This window comes from Enterococcus avium ATCC 14025 (assembly GCF_000406965.1).
GTDB lineage: Bacteria > Bacillota > Bacilli > Lactobacillales > Enterococcaceae > Enterococcus_A > Enterococcus_A avium.
In genome coordinates this window covers 1-23,858 of record NZ_KE136357.1, presented here as the reverse complement: position 1 = coordinate 23,858, position 23,858 = coordinate 1, and the positions used below count along the sequence as shown (strand labels likewise).

Annotated in this window: 25 protein-coding genes; 2 read left to right on the top strand and 23 right to left on the bottom strand. The window is 38.2% G+C overall.

Annotated elements, in window-relative coordinates; genetic code table 11:
- The 7 genes from dhaL to OMU_RS00095 all read right to left on the bottom strand — a co-directional run bounded on the left by dhaL (position 1) and on the right by OMU_RS00095 (position 5,535).
- A complete protein-coding gene (dhaL, locus tag OMU_RS22725; RefSeq protein ID WP_016177931.1) occupies positions 1–1,089 on the bottom strand; it encodes a dihydroxyacetone kinase subunit DhaL in 1,089 nt (362 codons plus the stop codon).
- A complete protein-coding gene (locus tag OMU_RS00120; protein WP_016177930.1) occupies positions 1,089–2,096 on the bottom strand; it encodes a dihydroxyacetone kinase subunit DhaK in 1,008 nt (335 codons plus the stop codon). The genes dhaL and OMU_RS00120 overlap by 1 nt, the downstream gene beginning before the upstream one ends.
- A 72-nt stretch (positions 2,097–2,168) precedes the next feature.
- Positions 2,169–2,714, bottom strand: a complete 546-nt coding sequence (locus OMU_RS00115; protein ID WP_016177929.1) for a D-lyxose/D-mannose family sugar isomerase — start codon at positions 2,712–2,714, stop codon at positions 2,169–2,171.
- 14 nt (positions 2,715–2,728) lie between these two features.
- Positions 2,729–3,841, bottom strand: a complete 1,113-nt coding sequence (locus tag OMU_RS00110; protein ID WP_016177928.1) for a PTS fructose transporter subunit IIC — start codon at positions 3,839–3,841, stop codon at positions 2,729–2,731.
- 18 nt (positions 3,842–3,859) lie between these two features.
- Positions 3,860–4,171 (bottom strand): PTS fructose transporter subunit IIB, encoded by a 312-nt coding sequence (locus OMU_RS00105; RefSeq protein ID WP_016177927.1) that lies wholly within the window; start codon positions 4,169–4,171, stop codon positions 3,860–3,862.
- A 10-nt stretch (positions 4,172–4,181) separates the two neighbouring features.
- On the bottom strand, positions 4,182–4,640 hold the full coding sequence (locus OMU_RS00100; RefSeq protein ID WP_016177926.1) for a PTS sugar transporter subunit IIA: 459 nt from the start codon (positions 4,638–4,640) through the stop codon (positions 4,182–4,184).
- 22 nt (positions 4,641–4,662) lie between these two features.
- A complete protein-coding gene (locus OMU_RS00095) occupies positions 4,663–5,535 on the bottom strand; it encodes a ketose-bisphosphate aldolase (protein WP_016177925.1) in 873 nt (290 codons plus the stop codon).
- A 246-nt stretch (positions 5,536–5,781) separates the two neighbouring features.
- Between OMU_RS00095 and OMU_RS00090 the strand changes: the two genes are divergently transcribed.
- Entirely contained in the window at positions 5,782–6,570 is a 789-nt protein-coding gene (locus tag OMU_RS00090; RefSeq protein ID WP_016177924.1) for a DeoR/GlpR family DNA-binding transcription regulator, read from the top strand.
- Between the two features lie 330 nt (positions 6,571–6,900).
- Here the strand turns inward: OMU_RS00090 and OMU_RS00085 are convergent, their stop codons facing one another.
- The 5 genes from OMU_RS00085 to OMU_RS00065 are packed head-to-tail and all read right to left on the bottom strand — an operon-like array spanning position 6,901 to position 10,590.
- Complete coding sequence (locus OMU_RS00085) at positions 6,901–7,284, bottom strand: PTS sugar transporter subunit IIA (RefSeq protein ID WP_016177923.1); 384 nt, start codon at positions 7,282–7,284, stop codon at positions 6,901–6,903.
- 13 nt (positions 7,285–7,297) lie between these two features.
- A complete protein-coding gene (locus OMU_RS00080; RefSeq protein ID WP_016177922.1) occupies positions 7,298–8,497 on the bottom strand; it encodes a M20 family metallopeptidase in 1,200 nt (399 codons plus the stop codon).
- 10 nt (positions 8,498–8,507) lie between these two features.
- Positions 8,508–9,338 (bottom strand): PTS system mannose/fructose/sorbose family transporter subunit IID, encoded by an 831-nt coding sequence (locus OMU_RS00075; protein ID WP_016177921.1) that lies wholly within the window; start codon positions 9,336–9,338, stop codon positions 8,508–8,510.
- Positions 9,338–10,093 carry a PTS mannose/fructose/sorbose/N-acetylgalactosamine transporter subunit IIC gene (locus OMU_RS00070; protein WP_016177920.1) on the bottom strand — a complete coding sequence of 252 codons (756 nt, stop codon included), beginning with the start codon at positions 10,091–10,093 and terminating at the stop codon, positions 9,338–9,340. The genes OMU_RS00075 and OMU_RS00070 overlap by 1 nt, the downstream gene beginning before the upstream one ends.
- Before the next feature lie 14 nt (positions 10,094–10,107).
- The gene (locus OMU_RS00065) at positions 10,108–10,590 is read right to left on the bottom strand and encodes a PTS sugar transporter subunit IIB (RefSeq protein WP_016177919.1); all 483 of its coding nucleotides are present in this window, start codon (positions 10,588–10,590) and stop codon (positions 10,108–10,110) included.
- Between the two features lie 174 nt (positions 10,591–10,764).
- On the opposite strand from OMU_RS00065, the gene OMU_RS00060 reads away from it, so the two are divergent.
- Positions 10,765–11,598 (top strand): MurR/RpiR family transcriptional regulator, encoded by an 834-nt coding sequence (locus OMU_RS00060; RefSeq protein WP_016177918.1) that lies wholly within the window; start codon positions 10,765–10,767, stop codon positions 11,596–11,598.
- A gap of 115 nt (positions 11,599–11,713) precedes the next feature.
- Here OMU_RS00060 and OMU_RS00055 read toward each other — a convergent pair whose 3' ends face one another.
- The 11 genes from OMU_RS00055 to OMU_RS00005 all read right to left on the bottom strand — a co-directional run.
- Positions 11,714–13,231: a carboxylesterase/lipase family protein gene (locus OMU_RS00055; protein ID WP_016177917.1), complete on the bottom strand. Its 1,518-nt coding sequence runs from the start codon at positions 13,229–13,231 to the stop codon at positions 11,714–11,716.
- A 41-nt stretch (positions 13,232–13,272) separates the two neighbouring features.
- Positions 13,273–13,665 (bottom strand): PTS sugar transporter subunit IIA, encoded by a 393-nt coding sequence (locus OMU_RS00050; protein WP_016177916.1) that lies wholly within the window; start codon positions 13,663–13,665, stop codon positions 13,273–13,275.
- Positions 13,666–13,708: 43 nt separating this feature from the next.
- Positions 13,709–14,548 carry a PTS system mannose/fructose/sorbose family transporter subunit IID gene (locus tag OMU_RS00045; RefSeq protein WP_016177915.1) on the bottom strand — a complete coding sequence of 280 codons (840 nt, stop codon included), beginning with the start codon at positions 14,546–14,548 and terminating at the stop codon, positions 13,709–13,711.
- 1 nt (position 14,549) lies between these two features.
- Complete coding sequence (locus OMU_RS00040; RefSeq protein WP_016177914.1) at positions 14,550–15,302, bottom strand: PTS mannose/fructose/sorbose/N-acetylgalactosamine transporter subunit IIC; 753 nt, start codon at positions 15,300–15,302, stop codon at positions 14,550–14,552.
- A gap of 18 nt (positions 15,303–15,320) precedes the next feature.
- The gene (locus OMU_RS00035) at positions 15,321–15,809 is read right to left on the bottom strand and encodes a PTS sugar transporter subunit IIB (protein WP_016177913.1); all 489 of its coding nucleotides are present in this window, start codon (positions 15,807–15,809) and stop codon (positions 15,321–15,323) included.
- 209 nt (positions 15,810–16,018) lie between these two features.
- Positions 16,019–18,760: a sigma-54-dependent transcriptional regulator gene (locus OMU_RS00030; RefSeq protein ID WP_016177912.1), complete on the bottom strand. Its 2,742-nt coding sequence runs from the start codon at positions 18,758–18,760 to the stop codon at positions 16,019–16,021.
- Between the two features lie 539 nt (positions 18,761–19,299).
- Positions 19,300–20,268 carry an aldo/keto reductase gene (locus OMU_RS00025; RefSeq protein WP_016177911.1) on the bottom strand — a complete coding sequence of 323 codons (969 nt, stop codon included), beginning with the start codon at positions 20,266–20,268 and terminating at the stop codon, positions 19,300–19,302.
- A gap of 16 nt (positions 20,269–20,284) precedes the next feature.
- Positions 20,285–21,403, bottom strand: coding sequence for a mannitol dehydrogenase family protein (locus OMU_RS00020; protein ID WP_016177910.1), 1,119 nt, complete (start codon positions 21,401–21,403; stop codon positions 20,285–20,287).
- Between the two features lie 12 nt (positions 21,404–21,415).
- Positions 21,416–22,234, bottom strand: coding sequence for a PTS system mannose/fructose/sorbose family transporter subunit IID (locus tag OMU_RS00015; RefSeq protein WP_016177909.1), 819 nt, complete (start codon positions 22,232–22,234; stop codon positions 21,416–21,418).
- Positions 22,224–22,991: a PTS sugar transporter subunit IIC gene (locus OMU_RS00010; protein WP_016177908.1), complete on the bottom strand. Its 768-nt coding sequence runs from the start codon at positions 22,989–22,991 to the stop codon at positions 22,224–22,226. The genes OMU_RS00015 and OMU_RS00010 overlap by 11 nt, the downstream gene beginning before the upstream one ends.
- Positions 22,992–23,012: 21 nt before the next feature.
- A partial coding sequence (locus OMU_RS00005; protein WP_016177907.1) for a zinc-dependent alcohol dehydrogenase occupies positions 23,013–23,858 on the bottom strand: 846 nt, incomplete at its 5' end.

Genomic DNA, 23,858 nt, shown 5'->3' with positions numbered 1-23,858 from the left:
TTATTTTGCTAGATTTTTTTCATAATCCATTATCTGATTAATTTTCCGTTCAGATCTTGTTCCGGCTTCAAAAGATTGAGATAAGTATTCCTCCAATAATAGTTTGGCAGAATCGATTCCCTGAACGAAAGCTCCAAACGTAGCAATTTGTGCATTATTGCTTAATTGCGCACGTTCAGCTGAATAAATATCAGTCAATTGCGCGGCACGGATACCTGGAACTTTATTCGCGGCGATCGCCATTCCAATCCCTGTCCCACAACATAATATCCCACGATCAATCGTTTCGGATTTCACTGCTTTCGCCACTTCAAAAGCGATTGCCGGATAATCAACGGGTGAATCACTATAGTAACCAAAATCGACAACCTCATAACCTAATTCTTCTGCATACTCCTTCAAAGTATTTTTAAATTCAACCGCATTTTCATCTGCACCAAAACCAACCTTCATCATAATTCCTCCTTTTAAATATTCGTGCATTGCTTCAAAAATAATTGCAACCGAAGTCGCACCAGCATCCTGTTTATCTAACGATCGCTCTCCTAAAAATTTTGCTCTACCAAATTTTGCAAGATATTTTTTGGTTTTTTCAACCCCTTCATAGGCCGCCTGAACGGCCTCCTCCAAAACCTCTAAAAAATCAACCGATTGTGTCTTTTGAAAAACATCTGCAACGGGGATTAAAGAATCTAACATGGTCTTATCTCCTAATTGCGCTTTGCCTCTTTTTTGAATCATCGCCACCGCTTCTCGAAGACCAGCACCAAATTCTTCAACCGACAAGTCCTCTTTTTTTCCGGCAGCCTTCCCTACTCCCAAGAATAAAGAGCTGAAAATAACTCCTGATGCGCCTCCCATTGATTCCATCATCGCCATCCCGGCTTTTTTGAATACCTGATCAATATCTGTAATCGAATCATTCTGCAGAACGTCACAAATAGCTTTCGCACCATTAGACATCCCGATACCATGATCACCATCACCGATCGCACGATCGATGTCACCTAAATACTCTTCCTTTTTAATCAATTCCTCAGCTGTGAAAATCAACATCGCTTTCGCTTTTTCACTAGTTAATCTTTCCATCAATAGTCCTCCTTGTGAAAATAGCAGGGACTGTAGGCATCCATTTGATACATTTCTTTTAACTCCTCTGTCAATACCTGCACTGTAATAGAGAAACCTGCCATCTCCTGTGTTGTACAAATACTTCCAACGACAGTATCGTAGACATTAAAATTTTTTTCCCTTAACAGCTTGTCCACTTCGTGATTAACTGTATACAACTCTAGATGCGTAGTAGCGCCCAAACCATTAATACAGACAATGACTTCTTTTTCTTCAAATAGCATTAGTTCTACGAGAAGCTTATCGACCATCCGTTGAACCAAGCTTTTAGCATCCAGCATCTTCATCCGTTCAATTCCTGGTTCACCGTGAATTCCTAGACCAAACTCGATTTCATCATCGGCCAACTCAAAATTCTTTTGACCATTAACAGGATTTGTCCCAGGAGAAATTCCAACACCGATTGAGAAAATACGTTGATTTGCACTCTCTCCAACTCTCAAACACTCTTCTAAAGAACATCCTTGAGCTGCTGCCGCGGCGACTTCTTTAATGACGAATAAGTCACCGGCAATTCCGCGACGCTCTCTTTGTTCTTCTTTTCCAGCTGATGCCACATCATCCGCGATCGGTAAATTATACGCTTTAATATCTTCCATCTCTGCTAGTTCAACACCCATGTCAAAATTTAGGACATCACCCGCATAATTTCCAAAAAGACAAATTACACCCGCACCCTGATCCGCTTGTTTGATTGCTTCCAAAACGGTTCCTGGTGTTGGTGCAGCAAAAAAATTGCCTATTGCTACCGCATCCACCATATTTTTCCCTAGCAATCCAAAGAAAAGAGGTTCATGACCACTTCCTCCACCACTGACAATCCCGACTTTCCCTGCTTTTTTTTCCTTTCGAAAAAGAACTTGAGAATTTGCAGATGATTGAGCAACCCTTTTTCCTTCAGCGGCTATAAATCCGGCCAGCATATCCTCAATCAACGTTTCTTTTGAATTCAAAATTTTTTTCATAAGAGCCTCCCACGGTATACTTAAAGCGCTTTACGATTAAAAACAACCGAAAGCGCTTTAGTAATTTGTGCACTAACGATCCATGATAACTCGTTTCACATTAGGATCAGTAAACACGTCATATTCATCATAACTAGGAGAAGAAAACTCACTGATCACTGCACCGTCTTTTCCAGCCTTAAACCAATGTTTTAATTTAGGATCAATCGTATATTGTTCTCCCGGCAATAAACGATATTCTTTACTTGCGGTATAGTATTCTTGACTATTTTTTGGAATACTTACACTAATTTTTTCAGGATCTAACGGTTCATCAGACTCTACATAAAGATAAACCTCGCCCCAACGACAGCGAAACGTTTCTTGTTTGCCTTCGTGCCCATTCCAATCTGGATGTAAATGTTCTGGACATGTTTGATTTGGCAATAAAACCATTTCTTTCGCACAATATCGAGTATTATTTACATACAGAATCAAGTTCAAACCTTCTTCTTCCAAATTATCTAAACCAAAATCTGCATAATCCACTGATTCTAACTCTTCATCTGTGAGAACGATTTGAGATTTTTTGTATAGATCCTTCACTGCCTGTTTGTATTCTTCAGTTGCTCCACTCATAGTTATTACCCACCTTAACTAATTTTTATATCAGACAAATCAATGTCTTTTTCATCTTCTGCTTGACTCTCTTTCACATCGTCGTAATCGACTTGCTTCTTCAACACTAATAATAAAACAGCATCTACTATTGAGCCGATCATTAATGCCGCAAACCACCCAAGAGGATTTGTCATCGTTACCATGGCAAACAAACCACCGTGAGGAACTGGAGAAGCTGCACCCCAAATCATGCTCAATGCACCCCCGATACCTGCACCGATACCTGTAGACACGATACACCGCCATAAATCATTAAAGATAATTGGATAACATCCTTCGGTAATCATACATACTCCCATCGGAAAAGCGGTCTTTAATGTCTCTACTTCCATCCGGTTGTAAATGTTCTTTTTAAAGATCTTTTGCAAGAAGAAAGCAATGGACATTCCAAAAGGCGTGACCATAGAGGCCAACATTAATACTGCCATTGGTTCATTGATTCCTTCTGACTGTAAGGACAATAAAAATGCGAAGACCACTTTATTGATCGGTCCGCCATAATCGATAGCAGACAATACACCGACGATTAATCCAAACATTAGTTTTTGACTTGTATCCAACCCTAATAAGAAGTTATTCAATGTGTCTGTAAGAGCTGAAATTGGGAAACCTAAAACGAAATACATAATGAATCCAACGACTACGGATGAAATAAAAGGAATGATCAACATTGGTTTCAAGCCTTCAGCCCACAACGGTACTTTAATTTTTTCTTTTAAGAATCTGGTCAAGTAGCCAGCTATATACCCGCCAATAAATCCACCAATAAACCCTGCATTCATATTGATAGAAATCAGCCCAACGAGAAACCCTGGTGCGATCCCGGGTTTATCGGAAATCGAAAATGATATCCCAGTTGCGATAACTACCGGCAGCATTCCTAGTACTAATCCACCCATCGTGTACATCACATCAAAGAAATTGTAAGATTCTTTGATATCATTAATTGTTGCACCGCCTAAGAGACTTCCAATTGCTAACAAAAAACCGCCGCTAACAACAATTGGAATTAAATATGAAATAGCTGTAAGTGCATGCTGTTTTAAATTTGTAAACAATTTCCCGCTTTGCTTTGTGTCCGTCATTTCCATCGCATCCTTTCGTTATTGGTTTACAATTTCTTCAATTTTTTCAATAAATTTGTTCGGAGATTTAATAACTACTTCTGTAGGTATCTCAATGACGCGCAAGCCTTCAAAGCGTTCCTTACCGCTTACTTTTACATCGGCAGCGATCACAACCACATCCGCCTCCTTAATAGCACTTTCTGGAATCGGATTTTCAGTTCCAATTGTTCCTTGCGTTTCTACATGAATGTCGTGTCCGGCTTTTTTAGCTGCATTTTCCAGTTTTTCTTTGGCAATATACGTATGGGCAATTCCTGCAGTACATGCTGCTATTCCTACGATTTTCATATTTCTCCTCCTATAAAAATGCTTTTTTCATCTCTGATACATTTTTGGCATTGAGTAATTGTGCAACTACTTCATCATTTCCTAATTTTCCAGCTAAGGCCGCTAACATTCGTAGATGCTCGTTTTCACCTCCATCTCCAGCCTTTACACAAAATAAACAAACAATTCGGACTGGTTTTTCGTCTAATGTTTCCCAAGGAATCTCATTTTTGAATTCACCGATTGCAATCCCATTAGTGATAACGCTTTCGCTTTGACCATGAGGGATCGCAATAAAATTGCCGATCCCCGTCTTTCCAAGCAACTCGCGATAGTAAATATCTTTAACGAATCCATCTATTTCCTTAATGTATCCTTTATCAAGTAGAAGCTTCGCTAAGTAGTGAATCGTATCTTCTTTGGAATTGCCAGGAAGTTGAACGCCCATGATTTCTTCATCCAAAATCTGCTCTAAATTAATTTCTTGCATGATTTACCTCCAAATAGTCTTCTTATTTATGGTAAAGATCTGCTTTGTTGTCCGATTTGAACAACTTAATTTTATGCAACGCGGTCTTCTTAGATTCCTCAATACAATCCGGGAAGATCACATTTGGTTCACGAATTTCTAGATTACCATTATTTAAGATGTCTCTTAGTTTTTCTGTAAATGAAATCTTAATATCAGAGGAGATGTTAATCTTTGAAATTCCCAATTCAACAGACTCGCCAATTTCTTTATCTGGATTACTTGATCCTCCATGTAAAACTAATGGAATATCTACGACTTTGATGATTTCACGTAAAATGTCCAGGCGTAATTTTGGTTTAACATCTTTTGGATAAATTCCGTGAGCCGTTCCGATAGCAATTGCTAAAGAATCAATCCCAGTTCTTTCAACAAACTCTTTTGCTTTTGCTGGATCTGTATAAACAACTTCACTTACTCCGCCTTCTACCGTGTTTCCAGTATCACCGATTGTTCCCAGCTCTGCTTCAACAGATACACCAACCGCATGAGCCGCTTCGACGACTTTCTGTGTAACTGCAATATTTTCTTCGAAAGGTAAGTGCGAGCTATCAATCATTACTGAGGTGAATCCTAGCTGAATCGCGTGCATCACTTGATCAAATGAAGCTCCATGATCCAAATGGATCGCAACTGGAATCCGGCTATGATTTGCTTCATAAATGACCTGACTAATAAAACTGTCTCTCAAAAACTCCAACTCTAATGGATGAATCGCCATCATGAACGGTGACTTAGCTTCTTCACAGGCATCCATTGCCGCTGACAGCAATTGACCTGAGCCCGCATTGAACGCTGGAACAGCAAAATGATGTTCCTTTGCTACGTCTAACATTTCTTTTCCACTAATTAACATATCACTACCTCTTTCTTTTTCTTTCTTTTATTTTCTTTTTACACACACAATGTACTACTATATTTTCTTTTAGTCAACATAAATTTAAAAAAAGAAAAATTTATTTTGTGTTTTTCTTAAAAACCAAAAATTGATGTTGGATTTAAGGAAGTTTATTTATATCTCTTCGTTTTCTTTTCGCATGTATATTTTTTCTTTATTTTTCTTTTAGTATGACTTATAATGAAAATCAAAGGAGTAGATATTATGTTAGCTACAGAAAGAGAAGAGTTCATTCGTAAACTGATCTTAGAAAAAAGAGTCGTTTATGTTAATAATTTGGCAGAGGAGTTAGGAGTTACTCGGCCGACGGTTAGGAACGATTTGGACAAATTAGTAAAAAAGCATAATGACCTAACTAGAATCCATGGTGGGATTATGCTCAAAGAAGAAATTATGGGTAAAGATCTTACAGATGGAATTACCGAATACAGTGAACGTGCATTCGTCAATAAAGAAGAAAAAAAAGCAATCGCCAAAAAAGCGATAGAATTTGTAAAGAAAGGAGATACGATCCTGTTAGACTCCAGTTCTACCTGTTTTGAATTTGCATCTGAATTGGTGACGTTCAGTGAACAGCTTACCGTGATTACAAATGGAATATCTACAGGCGCAATTCTAAAACAAAATCGACATATCAATGTGTTAGCCATCGGTGGGCTGCTAAAAGCAAATTCAAATACAATTTATGACGAATTTTTCAGTCCTATTTTGGATAATTTTAATATAGACACCTATTTCTTTTCAGCTTCGGGACTTTCATTGGATGGAGGATTTTCCGAAAATAATTTGATGGAAGTAAAACATAAACGCACAAACGTGATCAATTCAAAAAAATCGATCGCATTAGTCGACAGTACAAAGTTCAATAAGGACTCCAGTTCTACATTTTGTACATTCGAAGAAGTAGATATACTGATCACCGATGCTAATTTGGACAAGAGTATTGAACAGCAATTCAATTCACGTATAAAGATTATTAAAGCCGATAGTTAAATTTACTAACGTGTGAATATTCAATCTCTAAACGCGAAACAATTAAAGAGCACATTCTTTTTTAGGATTGTGCTCTTCTTGCTTTTACTTCATTAATTGACAAATGTTTCATTTCCTCATACCTCTTTGCTTTTTGTTACTCTAATCCATTTATCTTAATCTGGTGATTATCGTGTAACTTATTTTAAAATTGGATTAAAGCTTGCCTTTCTTTTAAAAACTCTCCTAACTAGGATTCAACTATTTATTGATCCTAATTAGGGGAGTTTTATCATTATCTAGCATTTTTCTCTCATATTTATTTTTCTAAGAAATCATTTCATCCGTTCGCTAAATTATTTCTGTTAAGGTGCCTTCAAACAGCTCTTTTAAATAGACAACAAGTTCTTCTAACTCCTGTTCCCTATTTAATAATGCCTCTAATAATAAAGGCATATTAAATCCAGCTAGCAAAGAAATATTTTTTTCCTTCTTCTTTAGAACCGTTGCAACATTTGTTGGCGTTCCTCCAACAATATCAGTCAAAATCAATGTGCCTGTTTCTTTATCCAATGACTGATAAGCTACTTCCGCAGCCTCTATTGTCATTGATAAATCCATCATCTCAGTCAATGTGAAATAGGCAGTATTTTTTTGTTCACCGATGACCATTTCAGCACTTTTTAATGCTTCCTTAGCGTAATTTCCGTGACTTCCAACGAGTATTGCGATCATTTTATCACTTCCCTTATCTTGGCCTCATATCTATACTGACTTCATTCGATTTTTCATTTTTAGCACGTTCCAAAATCGAATCATTTAAGAAACATTCAATGATTGTACAAGCCATTGCTTTAGCAGAACGTTCGATGGCTGTATGGCTAATAGGCTGATTAGCCAGTCTTTCATATTCTGGTGTGTGTAATGATACCCGTGTCTTATTCAAGCTAAAGTATGGGTTTGTTGTTGGGATTATTTGACTAACATTTCCAAAATCAGTTGATCCAAAATCATCTGGAAACCCTGTTAACACTTCCTCGCCTTGCTCTTCCAAAGCATCACGACAAATATTTCCTAATGTTTCACTAAAGGTACGGGCGGCGTAGCCTTTTTCTTCAATAATATTTGCCTTACAACCGGTTGCTAAAGCAGCAGCTTGAATACAACTCTTCACTCTCTCAACTAAGCTAGACATTTCTTGATCTTCCATACAACGAATACTGTATTGAATTTTAGTATAGTCTGGAATAACGTTACTGGCATTACCGCCATCAACAATGTATCCTGACATACGGACATCCGAGGTCACCTGCTGGCGTAAAAATCCAATCGCATTGAAAAAAAGATTTGCTGCATCCAAAGCATTAATACCTTTAAAGGGCTGACTTGCAGCATGTGCAGACTGTCCAAAAAATTCGATTGTAAATGAATACGTAGTCGTACATCTACCAGCAATTCGAGTAGTTCCTGATGTAGGATGCACCATCAATGAGGCATCTATCCCATCAAATACACCCGCTTCCAGTAATTTTATTTTCCCGCCACCGCCTTCTTCTGCGGGTGTTCCAATAATAGAAACTTTTCCAGAAATATTGAACTTCTCCATCGCCCTCTTTGCAGCTAGATAGGTACCTAGAGCGGATGTACAAATAATATTGTGTCCACATGCATGACCTAATTTAGGCAATGCATCATATTCTGCCAGTACTGCAATATGTCTTTCTCCTTTCCCCTGTGTGAACGAGGCGCTAAAAGATGTATCTAGTCCTCCAAAAGGAATAATAACTTCATTCCCCTTCTCTTTTAAGTAACTCGTCAATTTCTCTACTGCCTTGAATTCTTTATATCCCAACTCAGGATTTTCGTGAATATACTCACTGATCCGAATTAAATCTAACTTATTCTCTTCAACATTTTTATAAATTGTATTTTTAACGTCTGACTGCATGATTTCCTCCCTAGAATAATCCGACTAGTGCCCCTAATAATGAAAAGACTAAAACACCCAATAAAATAGTTGTATACTTAACATTTCTCTTCTTGATTAAATAGTACAGAATAAATACTGCAGCTATCGGTAGAAGTCCCGGAAGAATCTGATCCACATAGGATTGGATTGTCGTTTTTTCTCCATTCACCATCAGAAAAGGCTTCAGTTCCAGCTTGACATATTGAGAAGATAGAATTCCCATCATGAACATTCCTAAAATACTAGATGCCATAATAAACTGATTAATTCGACCGTCTTTTAACACTTGCAAAATACTCTTCCGACCTACTTTATAGCCTAAATGCCATAGATAGTAGCTAATGGTAGATGTAATCAAACTAACTACGACAAAGGGGCCTAACCCGGCGATCCAGCTTCCAGCAGAAGCCAATGGCAAAAATAATCCTATAACGATTGGACGAATAGTTCCCCAATCCACCGTATCTCCGATTCCAGCCAATGGACCCATGAAGCCCGTTTTTAGACCAGTAATCATATCATCTGAGATCTCTTCACCTTTTGCTCGTTCTTCTTCCATCGCTATTACAATTCCGTGGATTAGGCTTCCCCAAATGCCTTCAGTATTAAAAAAGGTCAAATGACGTTTAAAAGCTAAGCTTAATTCTTCATCATCTTTATACAGCTTTTTCAAAATCGGTGCGAGACAGCCGACAAAAGATAAACTTTGTAGTCGTTCGAAAGAGTTTGACAGCTCACATGTGCCTAACCAAAGCATCCATGATCGTCGGATATCTTTTTTTGTTAACAGCTTCTTTGTATCTACTTGATTTTCATTCATTATAAGATCCCCGCTTCCTCAGATGAATTTGATTTAGTAAACGTGATATGCAGAAAGGCCATGAATATCCCAAGTAATGCGAAAGCAATGGTGTTTACTTGCTGAGCATACTGGAATAAGAAGAAACCTAAAACAAAATATGGCAGAATTCCTTTTTTCCCAATGACTGAAATCGTGATTGCAAATCCTAACGCTGGAAGAATTCCTCCCGCAACCTGAAGTCCTGTCATAATCCATTCTGGAATAAAGTTCATAAAGCTTTTTACCGCATTTGGTCCTAAATAAATCGCTATCGCTACAGGAATAATGTAAATAAATATCAAAGACAAAGTAGGATATAAAAAGTGTGCGCGCATAATTCCTTTAGTATTAGCTTTTTCTGCATAGCTATCTGCCATGTGGACCCAAGCAGCATTAACCGTTCTACGAATATAGTCCAGCAGAATACCCAATAGTCCAACCGGAACTGCTAAAGTAACCGCAACCTCTGGAGACAAATTTGTTTGAATAGCAATTGGAAGAGCGATAAATGTAGCTAACACCTGATCTGTAGGTATATTTCCTCCGGGTTGTATCACACCCATATAGATAGCTTGGATAGCTGCGCCAATAATCATTGCCTGCGGAACATCGCCCAAGACAATCCCAATCAACAACGCCCCAAACAAAGGAATATTTTTGGGCCATGTGTATAGGATCCCCATTCGACAAAAACAAAATAGTATACCTAAAATAATTGCCTGAAAAATCGTCATGTTCTTTCCTCCTACTATTTAAATTTGTTTTCTATATCTTTTAAACTAACTTCTTTTTCTTCAGGTACCGTTTGAAGATAGATACGAATACCCTCTGAAGCTAAATTTTGAAGATCATTGTACTCATTCTTTGTCAACGTGATATTCTTGAACACAACAACTCTTTCTGGTCCACCACCAATACCGCCAATTTGAACCTTTTCAATTTTTGTATTCGTTTTCATTCCTTTTAGTAACATAGGAATGTTTTTAAAAAGAATGATTGTATGTTTTAACTCTCGCCCATTTAAGGTATCTTCTATATCATTTACTCCTCTAACAATAAGCTTTACATCATTTGGGGCAGCCATTTTGAACACTTCAATCATGAATTCATCTTGTGACAAATCATCATCAAAAATAATGACCTCACTTGCACCGACCTGTCCAATCCAACGAGTAACTACCTGTCCATGCAGCAGGCGGCTGTCTACTCTTACTAAACCAATTTCTGCCATCTTACTTCCCCCTATTTTTATTGAATTTAATCATTGATGAAAGTGTGATATACTAAAACTGAAATTTTTTTATTTCCATCTACGATTAATAAATATATTTTTATTATATAGAATATTTTCGAAAAGTAAACAAAATAAATCGAATTTTTTCGATATTGATTTAGGAGGAACATAATGGTCTACTTAGAAAGCGTTATTCAAACAAATTATCCAACAATGACAAAAAAAGAAAAAAGAATCGCTGACTACTTACTAAAGAGTCCAGAAGAAGCCAAAACAAAGACTATTTCCGAGATATCGGAAATCTGTGGAGTTGCTGAATCAACCGTCTTTCTTTTTTCGAAGAAAATTGGACTATCTGGATTTAAAGAATTGACTGTTCTTTTATCAAATAGTTCGAAGAAAAAAATTTTTGAAGGAATCTATGAAGAGGATAGTTTTCAGGCGATCGCTGAAAAAGTATTAGAGGTTTCAACACAATCTTTGGCTACTACCGCTAGCTTGCTTGACTATGAACAATTACAACAAGTAGTCAATACGTTAATTCAAGCTAATAAGGTTGTCTTCTTCGGACTCGGCGGGTCTGCGCCAGTAGCTCTGGATGGATTTCATAAATTCTTGCGCTCACCTCTAGAAGTAGAGTTTAATATGGATTACCACATGCAATTGCTCAAAGCAGGAAAACTCACGAAAAAAAGTTGTGCAATTATTGTATCTCATAGTGGCGAGAATTCTGATATCCTTCGAATTGCCGATATTTTGAAAAAAAATGATGTACCGATTATCGTGATAACCAGCTTCAATAATACTTCATTGGTTAAAGTTGCTGATTTCACACTCATTGCAACAACTGAGGAACTAAAATATAAAAACATGGGAATCTATACAAGAAGATTAGCGCAAATGCTAATCATGGATCTTTTGTTTACCTTAGTCATGACCTCTGACGATACCTTATCTATCCCTAGTTTAGAAAAAATACAAGACGCGATACACTCAACTAAGTAGAAATTGGATAATCATTTATAAAAGAAAAAAGCAGAAAATCCCGACTGTGGTAAAAGTTTCCATTGTTTTCGAGTTTTTCTGCTTTTTTTATCTTTTTAATCCAAGCTCAATCTCTTTAAATCCTTGATTCTGCCCTTCTCACGCTTTTTTCCGTTCTTTCCTCTAGAATTTTTTGCAACTCTTCCGTCAAAGCTTTGGTTTTTAAGGGAACACAATCGCAAGGATCATCGATATACATAATTTGATTTGTCTGTGGTGTAAATTTCTTCCATTCTGGCAAAGCCTTGCTATTCGGATCATGACACGCTGCAAAATTCGCCCAATATTTCGCCATTGTATTGCTTACTCGAACGTCACTTTCCCCATAATTGATGAACTCGCTATTTAAATTTTGAAAATGGTAGGCATTCTCACTGGCATGATAGGCGCCGTAATAATAAGGTTCTTTGCCTGGTGTGACTTTTTGGAAAATGTAAAAATAGGTCGGCGAGGTACGAAACTCAACAAGACAGGAGGCAAAATATCTCATATTTGCGATCGTATTGTCTGACCGAAAACGTCCTAACGCATACGCAGGTGATTGATCCAAATAGGCACCATATTTATTATAGATAGCAACCTTATGATCTGGATATTTGGTCGCCACTGTTTTTTCAAAACGTTCTTTTGTAACCTTTTCTCGTTCTCCAAGGAGAATGAAGGCTTCATCCGCTGTACAGCCGAGAATAATAGGAATATCATGAATCTTCCCAGCCAAGAAGGATTCCTCCAAACGAGCAGGGACTAATCGTCCGTCCACATAAGGACAAAACTCGGAGGCTTCGTAAGCTTCAGGATCACTTAACAGTTTTTCTGCGGAAACACAGAATAGCTCGTCTTCACTGACACCGATTTTTGCTAAATAATTTAAGCAGCGAGTTTGTTCCTGTGCTTCATTAATGTCCCATTCGTCATGATTAAAGGGCGATCCGCTTTGGGTGATCGCAGCATGGAAGAGTCCCTCTGCTGCCGGACAGGTCAATAAGACATTGATCGCTGAAGACCCGGCTGACACGCCAAACAGCGTAACGTTATTTGGATTCCCTCCAAAGCTTGAGATATTTTCTCTGATCCATTTTAACGTGGCTAGCATGTCCTCAAGTCCAGCATTTGTCGCTTTTTGATCCGTTTTCTTTAGCTTTGGATGAGCCATAAAACCAAATATTCCAACACGATAGTTAAAGGTGACAACGATTACCTTTTGATTTTTGGCAAAATTACTTCCCTCACAGCCTGCTGAAGTGGAGGAGCCGTTCATATAGTGTCCACCATACAGCCAGACCATTACTGGCAGATTTTTCCCAGACGCGTTCTCTGGCGCATAAACATTGAGATACAAACAATCTTCGCTTGGCGCAGTTCGTTTTTCCGGCGGATACATCGCTCCTTCAGAGCTTCCTGGCAGTTGCATCGGACTAGCTTTAAAGCTACTAGCATCCAATACACCTTCCCATGTATCGGTTTCGACAGGAGGAAAAAATCTTCTTTCTCCAATTGGAGGTTTCGCAAATGGAATCCCCAGAAATTTATCTACACCGTTAATGTTTATTCCCTGCACTTTCCCTTTTGTTGTCTCGATGATTGGACTAGTCATTTATCAAACTCCTTTCGTAAATTAACTGTAAATATTGATGCTCACTGGAAAACCTTTTTTGCGACATCAAAGATATTGTCTCTCGCGATCTTAATCAACGATTCGTTCTCAATAGTTTCTCCCATCGATAATTGATTATAGAGCTCGATAAACATAGGCAGATTTAGCCCGCAGATAATGGTAATCGAGCGATTTTTCGACAGCCGCAATGCAGTCGTACAGGGACTTCCGCCAAACATATCGACTAGACAAATGATCTCCTTCGATACGTTCGAAATCTCCTGCTCAATCTTTTCATAGAATGTATCCCCAGAGTCTTCTGGTGTCAGAGAAACTGATGTTACCTCTGACACTTCGCCAATGATCATTTGCGCAGATTTCAAGAGACTTTCGCCAAAATCGCCATGTGTTAAAACAAGAATATGCTTTTCCATGTTCTCCTCCAATCCAGTTTTCATGCCCACAAACGACAACTTTTTAAAATAAACCAATCAGCGATCCTACTAGCGATACCGCAATGATCACTCCGATTACTAAGTTGTAGCTTTGACCCTTCTTCATGAAATATAGATAGATGGCCGCAATTACCAGTAGCGGCAGCATTCCCGGAAGAATTTGGTCTAATAATTCTTGGATGACGATTGGATTCGCATTACTTAACTTGATTTTGATCGGTATGGAAAGCTTGACATAACTGGCAGACAGAGCCCCCATCATAATAAGTCCTAAGATACTTGAGCCCGTGATCACCTTGTTGATCATTCCTGATCCTAGTAATGACTGGATTGATTCTCTGCCGACCTTATAACCGAATTTGAACATATTGTACCCAAGTGCCAAGCTGATAAATGAAAACAGGAACGGAAAAAGCCCGCCTAAAATATTACCTGATTGTGCTAAAGTCACTGCTATCGAAAAGATAATCGGACGCAGTGTTCCCCAAATGATGGTATCACCAATCCCGGCCATTGGACCCATTAAGCCGGTTTTTAATCCAGAGAACATTTCATCCGGCAGCTCCGCCCCGCCAGCTCGCTCCTCCTCTAAAGAGCAAATCACTCCTAAGATCAATCCGCCAAAAGTTCCCTCTGAATTGAAAAATTGCAGGTGCCGTCTAAGTGCGGCTTTGTATTCATCAGATTCACCGCTATAGAGTTCCTTCAAGGATGGCAGCAGGCTCACACAAAAAGACAAGGCCTGCAGTCGCTCATAAGAATTGCTTAGCTCGGTAGTAAAGACCCACCAAAAATAGGTTTTTTTCAAGGATTTCTTGGAAAGTGTCACTTTTTTCTCGTTTTCTACGACATTGTTCTCCATATCAGGCACCCTCACTTTCTGGTTTTCTTGAACTAACGACTAATATAGCGATACATAAACCAAATACAGCTGCTGCCATGGTGTTCAGTTCTAAATAGACGACAGCAAAATAGCCAATGATAAAATATGGCAGAATCGATTTTTTACCAATCGTATACACTACGATTGCAAAACCGAGGGCTGGTAACAAACCTCCTGCGACTTCCAACCCATGCATAATCCATTCTGGCAGAAAATCCATGATAGAATTCACTACATCTGAGCCAAACAGGGTCACGAGAAAAACAATTGGAAAGCGGAGAACGAATCCTTGGATGATCGGATAGATCACACCTTCTCTAAAGATTCCGCTGCCATTTCCACTTTCTGCAAAGGTGTCTGCTCTATGTATAAACATGGCATTCATAGTACGTCTGATCTGATCAATGAAAACACCAAGTACACCAAATGGTACAGCTAACACCACCGCCTGCTCCGCAGTTAGTCCTGATTTCAACGCAATTGGAATAGCGATCACCGAAGCCAGCGCCGGATCGGAGGGGATGTTTCCTCCGGGCATGATCATTCCTAAATAAACAAGCTGGATCGTTCCGCCTAAAAGTAATCCGGTCTTTAAATCTCCTGAACCTAACCCAAAAATCATTCCAATAAATAATGGCTGTCCAAAAACATCATAAAACCAATAACCGATCTTGCAGTGCCTCATAAAATAAAGTAGACCTGCTGTTAATGCCATACCGAAATTTGAAGTCATTTTCACCTTACCCCTTTCCTAATTCATTTTGCTCAATGCGGCATTTAACTCAACCTTTGGTTCTGTCGGTAAAACGTGTAGATACACATGTGTCCCTTTGGATTGGATTTCCTTTAGTAATTCCGCATCCTCTTGATCAAGGGAAATTTGATTTAGGACGTTCACTCGGCCCGGTCCTCCGCCCAATCCGCCAATCTGCAGTGTCTCAATGGGAAACCCTAATAATTGTGCTTGATAGCTATCCTTGACTGACTTGAATAAAATCAATAAATCTTCTGCTCCAAATGCATCTTCTTGCCACTGCTTGACAGCATCATCAATGGTTTTGATCTCCACCTTGATTCCCGGTGGTGCTGCCATTACATAGATATTGCCTAGAAAATCGTCCTTTGCTAGCGCATCATTGATAATGACGAGTTTTTTCGCTCCAGCCTCTTTTAACCATTTAGTAATCACCTGTCCATGAATCAATCTAAAATCCGCCCGAATCAACTTTATCTTTCCCATCTTCCTCATTTCCTTCCACGTTTTTATACTCTGCTATCCAATTAAATCAATGTCTTTTTCTACTCCTTTCCCCAAAATAGTCCTTCTACTTTTCTATTTAGCAAGTTCCGTGCCAACCTTCTCTAAAGCAAAAAAAGTGACAGAGTCAGCGTTCGACTCTGTCACGTAATTTACCGTGTCAAAATATTCTGGGAAAACCAGTTAGTGTGTCACTCTGTGTCAAAGAGATCCATTAAATAGCCGATTTCCACATTCGGAACCTCCAGCATAAACGTACTTTCGACCTCGACCATCCCTCGTTTCAGAATTTGGTAGGTCTCTGATCGATCACGCATACTGCTTGCGATATCAGGATAATCAATACATTCATTTCGAATTACACGTTCGATCATACTGGCGCCATGCATAACAAACATGATCAGATAGCGCTCCGCACTTTCCCCTGTCACCAAATCGTCTTTTATCCCTTCAAAAGCATGAACTAATGTTTTCAAGGTTTTCTCTGGATTCAAAAATGTCAGTGTTTCTTCCAAAATGATCCGCAAGCCATTTTCATTCGTTACTTCAAAAGAGTTCTTCCCATCCGAGTCAGAATAATTGGCCTCAATGATCTCATTCAGCTGCGACAAGCCGTTATCCAAAAGAATTTTCTCCGATGGAATAAAGGGGACCTGAGTGATATTCAGATCACTGACTCCTACTACTGCTAGAATTTTTTTATTTTTGAAATCCTCCAGCCGATAATCAGAACTATTGGTAGGAAAGAGTTCAATGTTGTATTTAGAAATTAAAGTGATTGAATTTCTCAGGAAGTTCGCTAACGTAATTGCCGCTCCCTGACCGGTTAGACAGGTCGTAATGATGACTTCTCTCGTTTCAGGTTTCGTTTTTGACCGTTGAATGTCCCCATCCACGTGGGCATGCATGATGTCCTTTACTTCTGAATAGATTTCCTCCAGCTTATAGTCAGAAATTAGAGTCTTTCTTAACGCCTCTAAGACAAAAGGTGTCGATAAAAAATTGATCGTTTTCGTTGGAATACCTGTTTTTTCGGTGTAGAGCTCCCCGAATGAATTCAGCGAACCCATATCTGTCATGATCAGGATGCCTTTCCCTTCATTAACTTCATTGGCCGTCTCCTCAAACTCAAAATAGAATTCATCGACAGATTTTTCCAACTGCATATCTAAAGCGTGGGTGTGCTGTGTGTCTAACAGAGAGTTTGCGACTTTTGCGATATTCTTCGCCACACCATTCCCATGAGCCATCAATAAAAGTCCGACACGCTTGGTCTCATTTGACTTATCGTTTTGCTCGTCCATCGAAAGAAAGAGTGTGAATAGATATTCCTCTTCAGGTGAAAACTTTATCCCCAGTTCGAATTCCAAATGTTTTTTGACTAAGCGAGCAACTTCCAATTCTTTCGGATATTTGGCGCTCAGCTCCTCGACTGTAATATCAATCCCAGAATGCACCACTGGCTGGTTGATCAAGGAATTGACATGCATCGCAAAGGCAATATAGGTTCGCTTCGAAAACTTCTTCTGCAGCTTTCTTTCCGCTATTTTTAGAATAATATCCACTTCGTAGTAGATACTTGGTTCAATAACCTTGAAAATATTCTCGTGCTCTGTCCGACTATAAGGTGAAGATGGATATTCCTCTAGGATGCTTTGCTCCAGCTCTTTTTTAATCGTGCTCAGACTAGCATTTTTATCCAGCCTTTTATACCACATTTGACTATTTATCAGGGATTTAGGCATTGATGCGCCATCAATCACTAAATCCCCATCAAGCTTAGACAATAAAAAATCAATTTCTTTATTCTTCTCCCCATTCAATATTCCCTCCAATATGTAGCTGGGAAGAACTTTTTTAGTCACTTGAATGCTTTCTTCATGATTCGAGATTGAATCAAGGTAGCTTCGGGCGCAAATTAGATTGATATCTGCTTTTAGCTGTCCGACATTTCCAACACAGTGATATCCGAGCAATGATTTCAAGACACTTTTTTTGATCGTTATAGGCTTTTGGATTTTATCAAACTCCAGGTTGAAGAAGATACTGATCAGCTCTAGCCGTTCATCTATTCCTCGATCACTGATAGGTGGTAAATCAATCACCATCGGTATTCGCCTAAGAAAAGTCGATAATAGCGCTGACTCTAATGACTCCGTGGTCGCTCCTATGATCAATACTCGAGAAGAATGATAGTTGTCGTTATCCCCCAATTTTCGGTAATTTCCCGTATCGATCAAATGAAAAAGCATTTCTTGCCCTTCTGAGGAAAGACGATGAATCTCGTCTAAAAAAAGAATCCCGTTGTTCGCTTTACTGACCAAGCCCGCCTGATCCTTCTCTGCACCAGTAAATGATCCCTTTTTAAATCCAAAAAGTGTCGAGAGTAGCAGCTGCGGATTATCCGAGTATTCAGAACAGTTAAATATGATAAAGGGAGCATCCTTGTTCAATATGCCATGAGATTTTGCGTACTTGTACATGATGTCAGCGAACATCGTTTTTCCCGTTCCCGTCTCTCCGGATAAAATCGTATTTAATCCATGGGGTGGATAAATCATCGCTGCACAAGCCTTTTCAATCGCCATTTTTAAGCTGCCTTGATTTCCTACTACCTTATCAAAGGCATTGATGCCATCCTCTCCGCTGCAAAAATCACTCAGCCTTTTTACACTTTTTCCAGTAATCGTCAGATCAAAAATCTCCATGATCTTTTTCGTCGGGAAAAACTTCACCGGCCGGCCTTCAACCTTGATCAGTTTCCCCTCGTTCACCAGCTTGTTCAATTCCTTGCTGCAGTTCGTTCGATCAATGCTGATCGCTTCCGCTATTTCTGTCGTTCCAATTCCATTAAAGCCATTTTTTATATCCACATATCCGATATGACTGACACACCGTTCCAAAAAGTCGTATACTCTATCTTTTCTATACATAACTATCCCCCTTCCAAATAGCATTACGTCGAAAAAGGCTGCTCGTAAAGTAAGCGTTATAGTATCAGTTTATCATAAAATATCTGAGGGAAGATTTTATCTCATTAACCAGATCTTGCCATTCTCTAAAAATAAAATTATATTTGAAAACTAAAAATAGTTAGCTTGAATGAAGATAATCTTCTAAAAATAATGAACCAACTTAGAAGCTTTTAGACTATGTACTCATCAATCTGATTTTAACAAAACACATTCTAAGGTATTATTCCCTAAAGAACTATACAAGTCAGATGATTAATTTCTACCAATTGTATATACCGATTTTCTTAATATCAATTATTGATTAGTGTCTATAAAAGAGGGGGAAAGAACATGGCTCGTAATAAATAGCACGAAAAATCGAGTGCAAAATTACTCGTTTTTTCGTGCTATACTCAAACTTGAGAAAGAAACGTATTCCTGGGTACGTGCTTATTTTATTAACCTCCATACACCATTTGTGCTTTCTTTTATCTATTTTTCTTTTGCTAGATGATCATTTAATTACCAATTTCCAACCGAAGTATTTCATCATCAATACACTTAATATCATCTTCATTTAATTGCCATTCAAATGTCTCACAATTGATTTTAGCTTCATTTGGATTTCTAACCCCTAAAAGAGCTGTATTTACAAAACTCTTTTGAGTTGACCAATTAATTGCTACTTGTGCAACTGGTTTATCGTATTTTTTTGCAACTTTATCTAACGTCAATAATAACTCCATAATCTTTGAAAATTCGGGTTCCTTAAAAAATGGATAAAAGGTTAATCGAAAGTCTTTTTCATCAAACTTTGGTAATTCACGAATCGTTCCAGTCAAAATTCCTGCTCCCAACGAACCTGAAGTCATAGTTGCTATTCCATTAGCTTCTGCCCATTCCATCAGTTCTTTTTGTGAATGATTAACCATAGAAAAAGGGGGTTGAATAACATTTACTTCTCCAAACTTTAACGCTTCTTCGATAAGTTCCTTTGATGAATTACACAAACCAATATAACGAATTTTTCCACTTTTTTTCAAATAATTTAATGCAGCCATTGTTTCTTCAATAGGTGTATTCACATCTGGCCAATGCATCAAATAGAAATCAATGTAATCTGTGCCTAATCTTTGAAGAGATTCTTCTACTTCTTTCAAAATAGCATCATATTTATTGTTACGGACTGGTTTCCCATCAAAATGACTAATATAAGATCCGAATTTTGTAGCAATAAAAATTTTGCTACGATCATACCCTTTAATTGCTTCTCCTACAATTTCTTCGGCAGTTCCTTCTCCGTATATTGGTGCAGTATCAATGATATTTACTCCCCCATCCAGCATAGTCTTAATTGCTGCGATGGATTCATTTCTATCTACTTCTCCAAAGCTACCTCCTGCAGAATTTTCTCCCCCCATTGCCCAAGTTCCAACTGCAACAGAAGAAATCTCTAAATTGCTACTACCAAATTTTTTATATCTCATTTTTGCTCTCCTTCTACTAAATCAACTCAGTTTGTTTTTTTATTAATTGGTAAAGTACAAAATCGTTCTCCTTGTTTAAACCACAAACTTCTGCTAATAGCTCATCAATCGAACGTTGGTCCTTTTTCTGTAGATATTTTAGTCCGTAAGCTGTTCCTTTTGCGATATACATTGGCAAAATATTTTTCTTTAAACACAATTTAGCAGGACCGATAAACCGTTCAGATGGGCCAAGTTTCAATTCTGGATTTGCGATGACTCTTTCAATAGGATCTTTAATGTCTTGATTTAATTTTTCTTGCATATAATCAACCCAATATTTGTCTTCTGACATATCAAAATCATACGTAGCCTTAATTGCTTGATGTGCCTCATCAAACGCCTTTTCCAGCCAAGGTCTAATTCGTGGATCTTGTTGTGATTCATAAATATATGTTAAGCCTTCTATTACTCCAATAAAAGCGGCCATAGTATGACGCATATTGCCTACATATACCTTCCTGTAAATTCTTCCTTCAGCATTATCGACAAATTCAACATCTAGAATTTCTGGTTTTTTTCCTGTGAATGTTATTCCATCAATTTCTAGATGAGGATTAGCAGTAATCATAACTGCATATGGATAATTTTCACTTAACTCTTTTGGAAGCGGTAATGCTGCTGAAAGGACCATAACTTGATTTATTCCAACTTTTTCATTAAAGTAATCCAATGATAAAGGGTCATTTTTCAAATACTCGCTGATATATTGAACAAATTTTTGAGGAGCTCCCAGTGAATTAACGCATAGCATGACATTTTTAAAATTGTTTTTCTCACAATCTTGTATAGCCCTTGCTAGATTTTCTGCAATACTTTTAAAAGCTCCTTCATAAACACAGCAGAAGATAAAATCATGTTCTTCCAACGCTTTGGATAATTTATCTGAATCTATGATCAAAAAATCAGATACATGAAACTCTGTCTGTCTATTATTATCGTCAACAAACACTGAGTAACCGCCCAAATTCTTCATTTCTATCAAATGCTCTGGATGAACATCATAAAATGAAAGTTTATAACCATCACGATTTAATAAATAGCCTACGACGCCGCGCCCTATGTTGCCCGCTCCAATGATTAATGCTTTCTTCATATCCATTTCTCCTTAAGCTATAATTCCCAACATGAACAGAGCGACACCAACAACCATTGTACCTAATAGTAAAGGGACCACTTTCACTCCTCTATCTAAAAGCCAGTAAATAATACCCACGAGAATCAACGAGAGCATTCCTGGTAAAATACTATCTAAGGTTTCTTGTAATTTCATTGCCCCATCTTTCACTGACCCACCAATTACAATCGGTGTAGAAATTTTGATATTAAAAGCACACATAGCACCAATAGCCATTAAGCCCACAACAGAGCAAGCATACGAAACTTTTTGCATGATATTAGACTTTTCTGATTGGATAATGAAGTCACTACCCAAGTTATAGCCTAATTTTAAAGAATAAAATCTTGCTAAAAAGTTTGGGATGTTATACACCAGTAAGAAAATAATAGGAGCCAAAATACTACCTTTCGCCGCCATTTCAGTTACCATTGCTGTGGCAATAATTCTAAGTGTTGCAGGGAAAATCGTATCCCCGATAGCTGATAGTGGTCCCATTAATGCAGTTTTCATACCACTTATTGTAGTAACATCAAAATCTTCCGATTTAGCATTTTCTTCTTCCATCGCTAACGTTATTCCCAATGGAAAGCCCGCCAATGATGGTGTAATATTGAAGTACTCAGCATGGTGTCTCATCACGGACTCATTTAATTTTTCAGGATGTTCTGCGTAAATTTTTTCTAATGACGGAAGCATTGAAAACGTGAAACCACTGTGCATCTGTCCTGGATAATCGTTCATACAGTTCAGTGCAATATATCTTACAAAAACTCGATTCAAATCTCTTTTTGATAATTTAGAAGTCATCGTCAATATCCTCCTGTCCTACAGCGGGTGAAGTATTCAAATTGTGAGGTGTTAGCATGATAATTACAAACATTACAGCCAAAAGAGTAATTGCAATCGTTGGTAACTTTAAATATGCAGCGAGCATAAAACCAATAAAGAAAAAGGGAGACATTTTCTTACTAATTATCATTTTTAATAGCATGGCAAATCCAATAGCTGGTAACAAATTTGCTGCAGCAGATAAACCGTTAATCACATCAACTGGAATTGATTTAACAAAGGTTTGAACGGCTCCGCTTCCTGAATAAACAGCTAATAAACCAAATACAAAATAAATACCAAATGTAGAAATCCAACATCCAATAACATAAATCCGTGAAGCCGCCTTCATTTTCCTCTTTTCCAATTGTTTACCCATAGCTGTAGAAAAAACAGAATTAAATAGTTTTACTACAATAAATAGAAAGCCGCCTAAAAGTCCAATAGGAACTGCCAAAGCGGTTGCAAGTTCAGCACCCGAATTGGTCATAATCGCAAATGCTGTTCCAATTACCCCAGCTGCAGCGCCATCGGGACTGACTGCTGCACCTACTGGAAATGAACCAATAAAAATAACTTCAAGAACACCCCCGATAATGATCCCTTGGGTCACATCTCCCAACGCTAATCCCATTAATGTCGAAGCAACTAGTGGTCGTGAAAGATAACAGTACCCAAAGAACATATCCATTTTACAAATACCTAATACTAACCCTGCGAGAACTGCTTGTAACATGGTTTCTCCTCCTTTACTTTACTAAAAAACGATACTAACTCGATAAGCACCTGGGACTGTTGCTGCCTCAAATGCGGATTGAACATCTTTCAGAGAGAATTTCTTTTCAACCAACTTGGAAACATCAATCTTCTTCTCACTAATCAGATCAGCTGCATATTGGAAATCATCTATATCTGCACTGAATGTTCCTAGTAGCTCCATCTTTCTGTAATGAATTGTATTTGAATCAATATTCATTTCTGGTGCAGGATACCCAGCAGCAAATAAAAGAATTCGTCCATCAATCTGTTTAATCATCTCTAAGGCTTGATTATTGGCTGACGTAGCACCAACCGCAACGACTACAGCATCTGCTCCTTTTTCCTTAGTTAACGTCTTTACAGCTTTAACTGGGTCCGTTTTTGATACGTCAACAACATCGAAACCATACTCTCTTGCCGTTTGAATTTTTTTAGGCATCATTTCGGTTAAAATCACACGACACCCCATTTCGCGTGCAATTAAGGCATTTAGAATTCCCATTGTGCCTGCACCAATAACTACTATTGTTTCACCTTTTACTACTCTTAATTTGCGCAAACCTTCTACAACTGTGCCTGCCGGTTCGACAAAAGCAGCTTCTGATGGGTCTACCGAAGGATCCATCTTACAAAGCGCGCGATAAGTTTTAACTACATATTCTCCACAACCAAAATTCCCATAATAGCCATCGTCCGAAGCAATATTCATGATGCCTCGATGTGGACACTGACTTGTTTTTCCTTCTTTGCAAAAGTCGCATTCACCACACCAATCGTAACCAACACCAATTGTATCTCCAACATCAAAACCCTTTACTTTTGATCCCATATTGACGATCACACC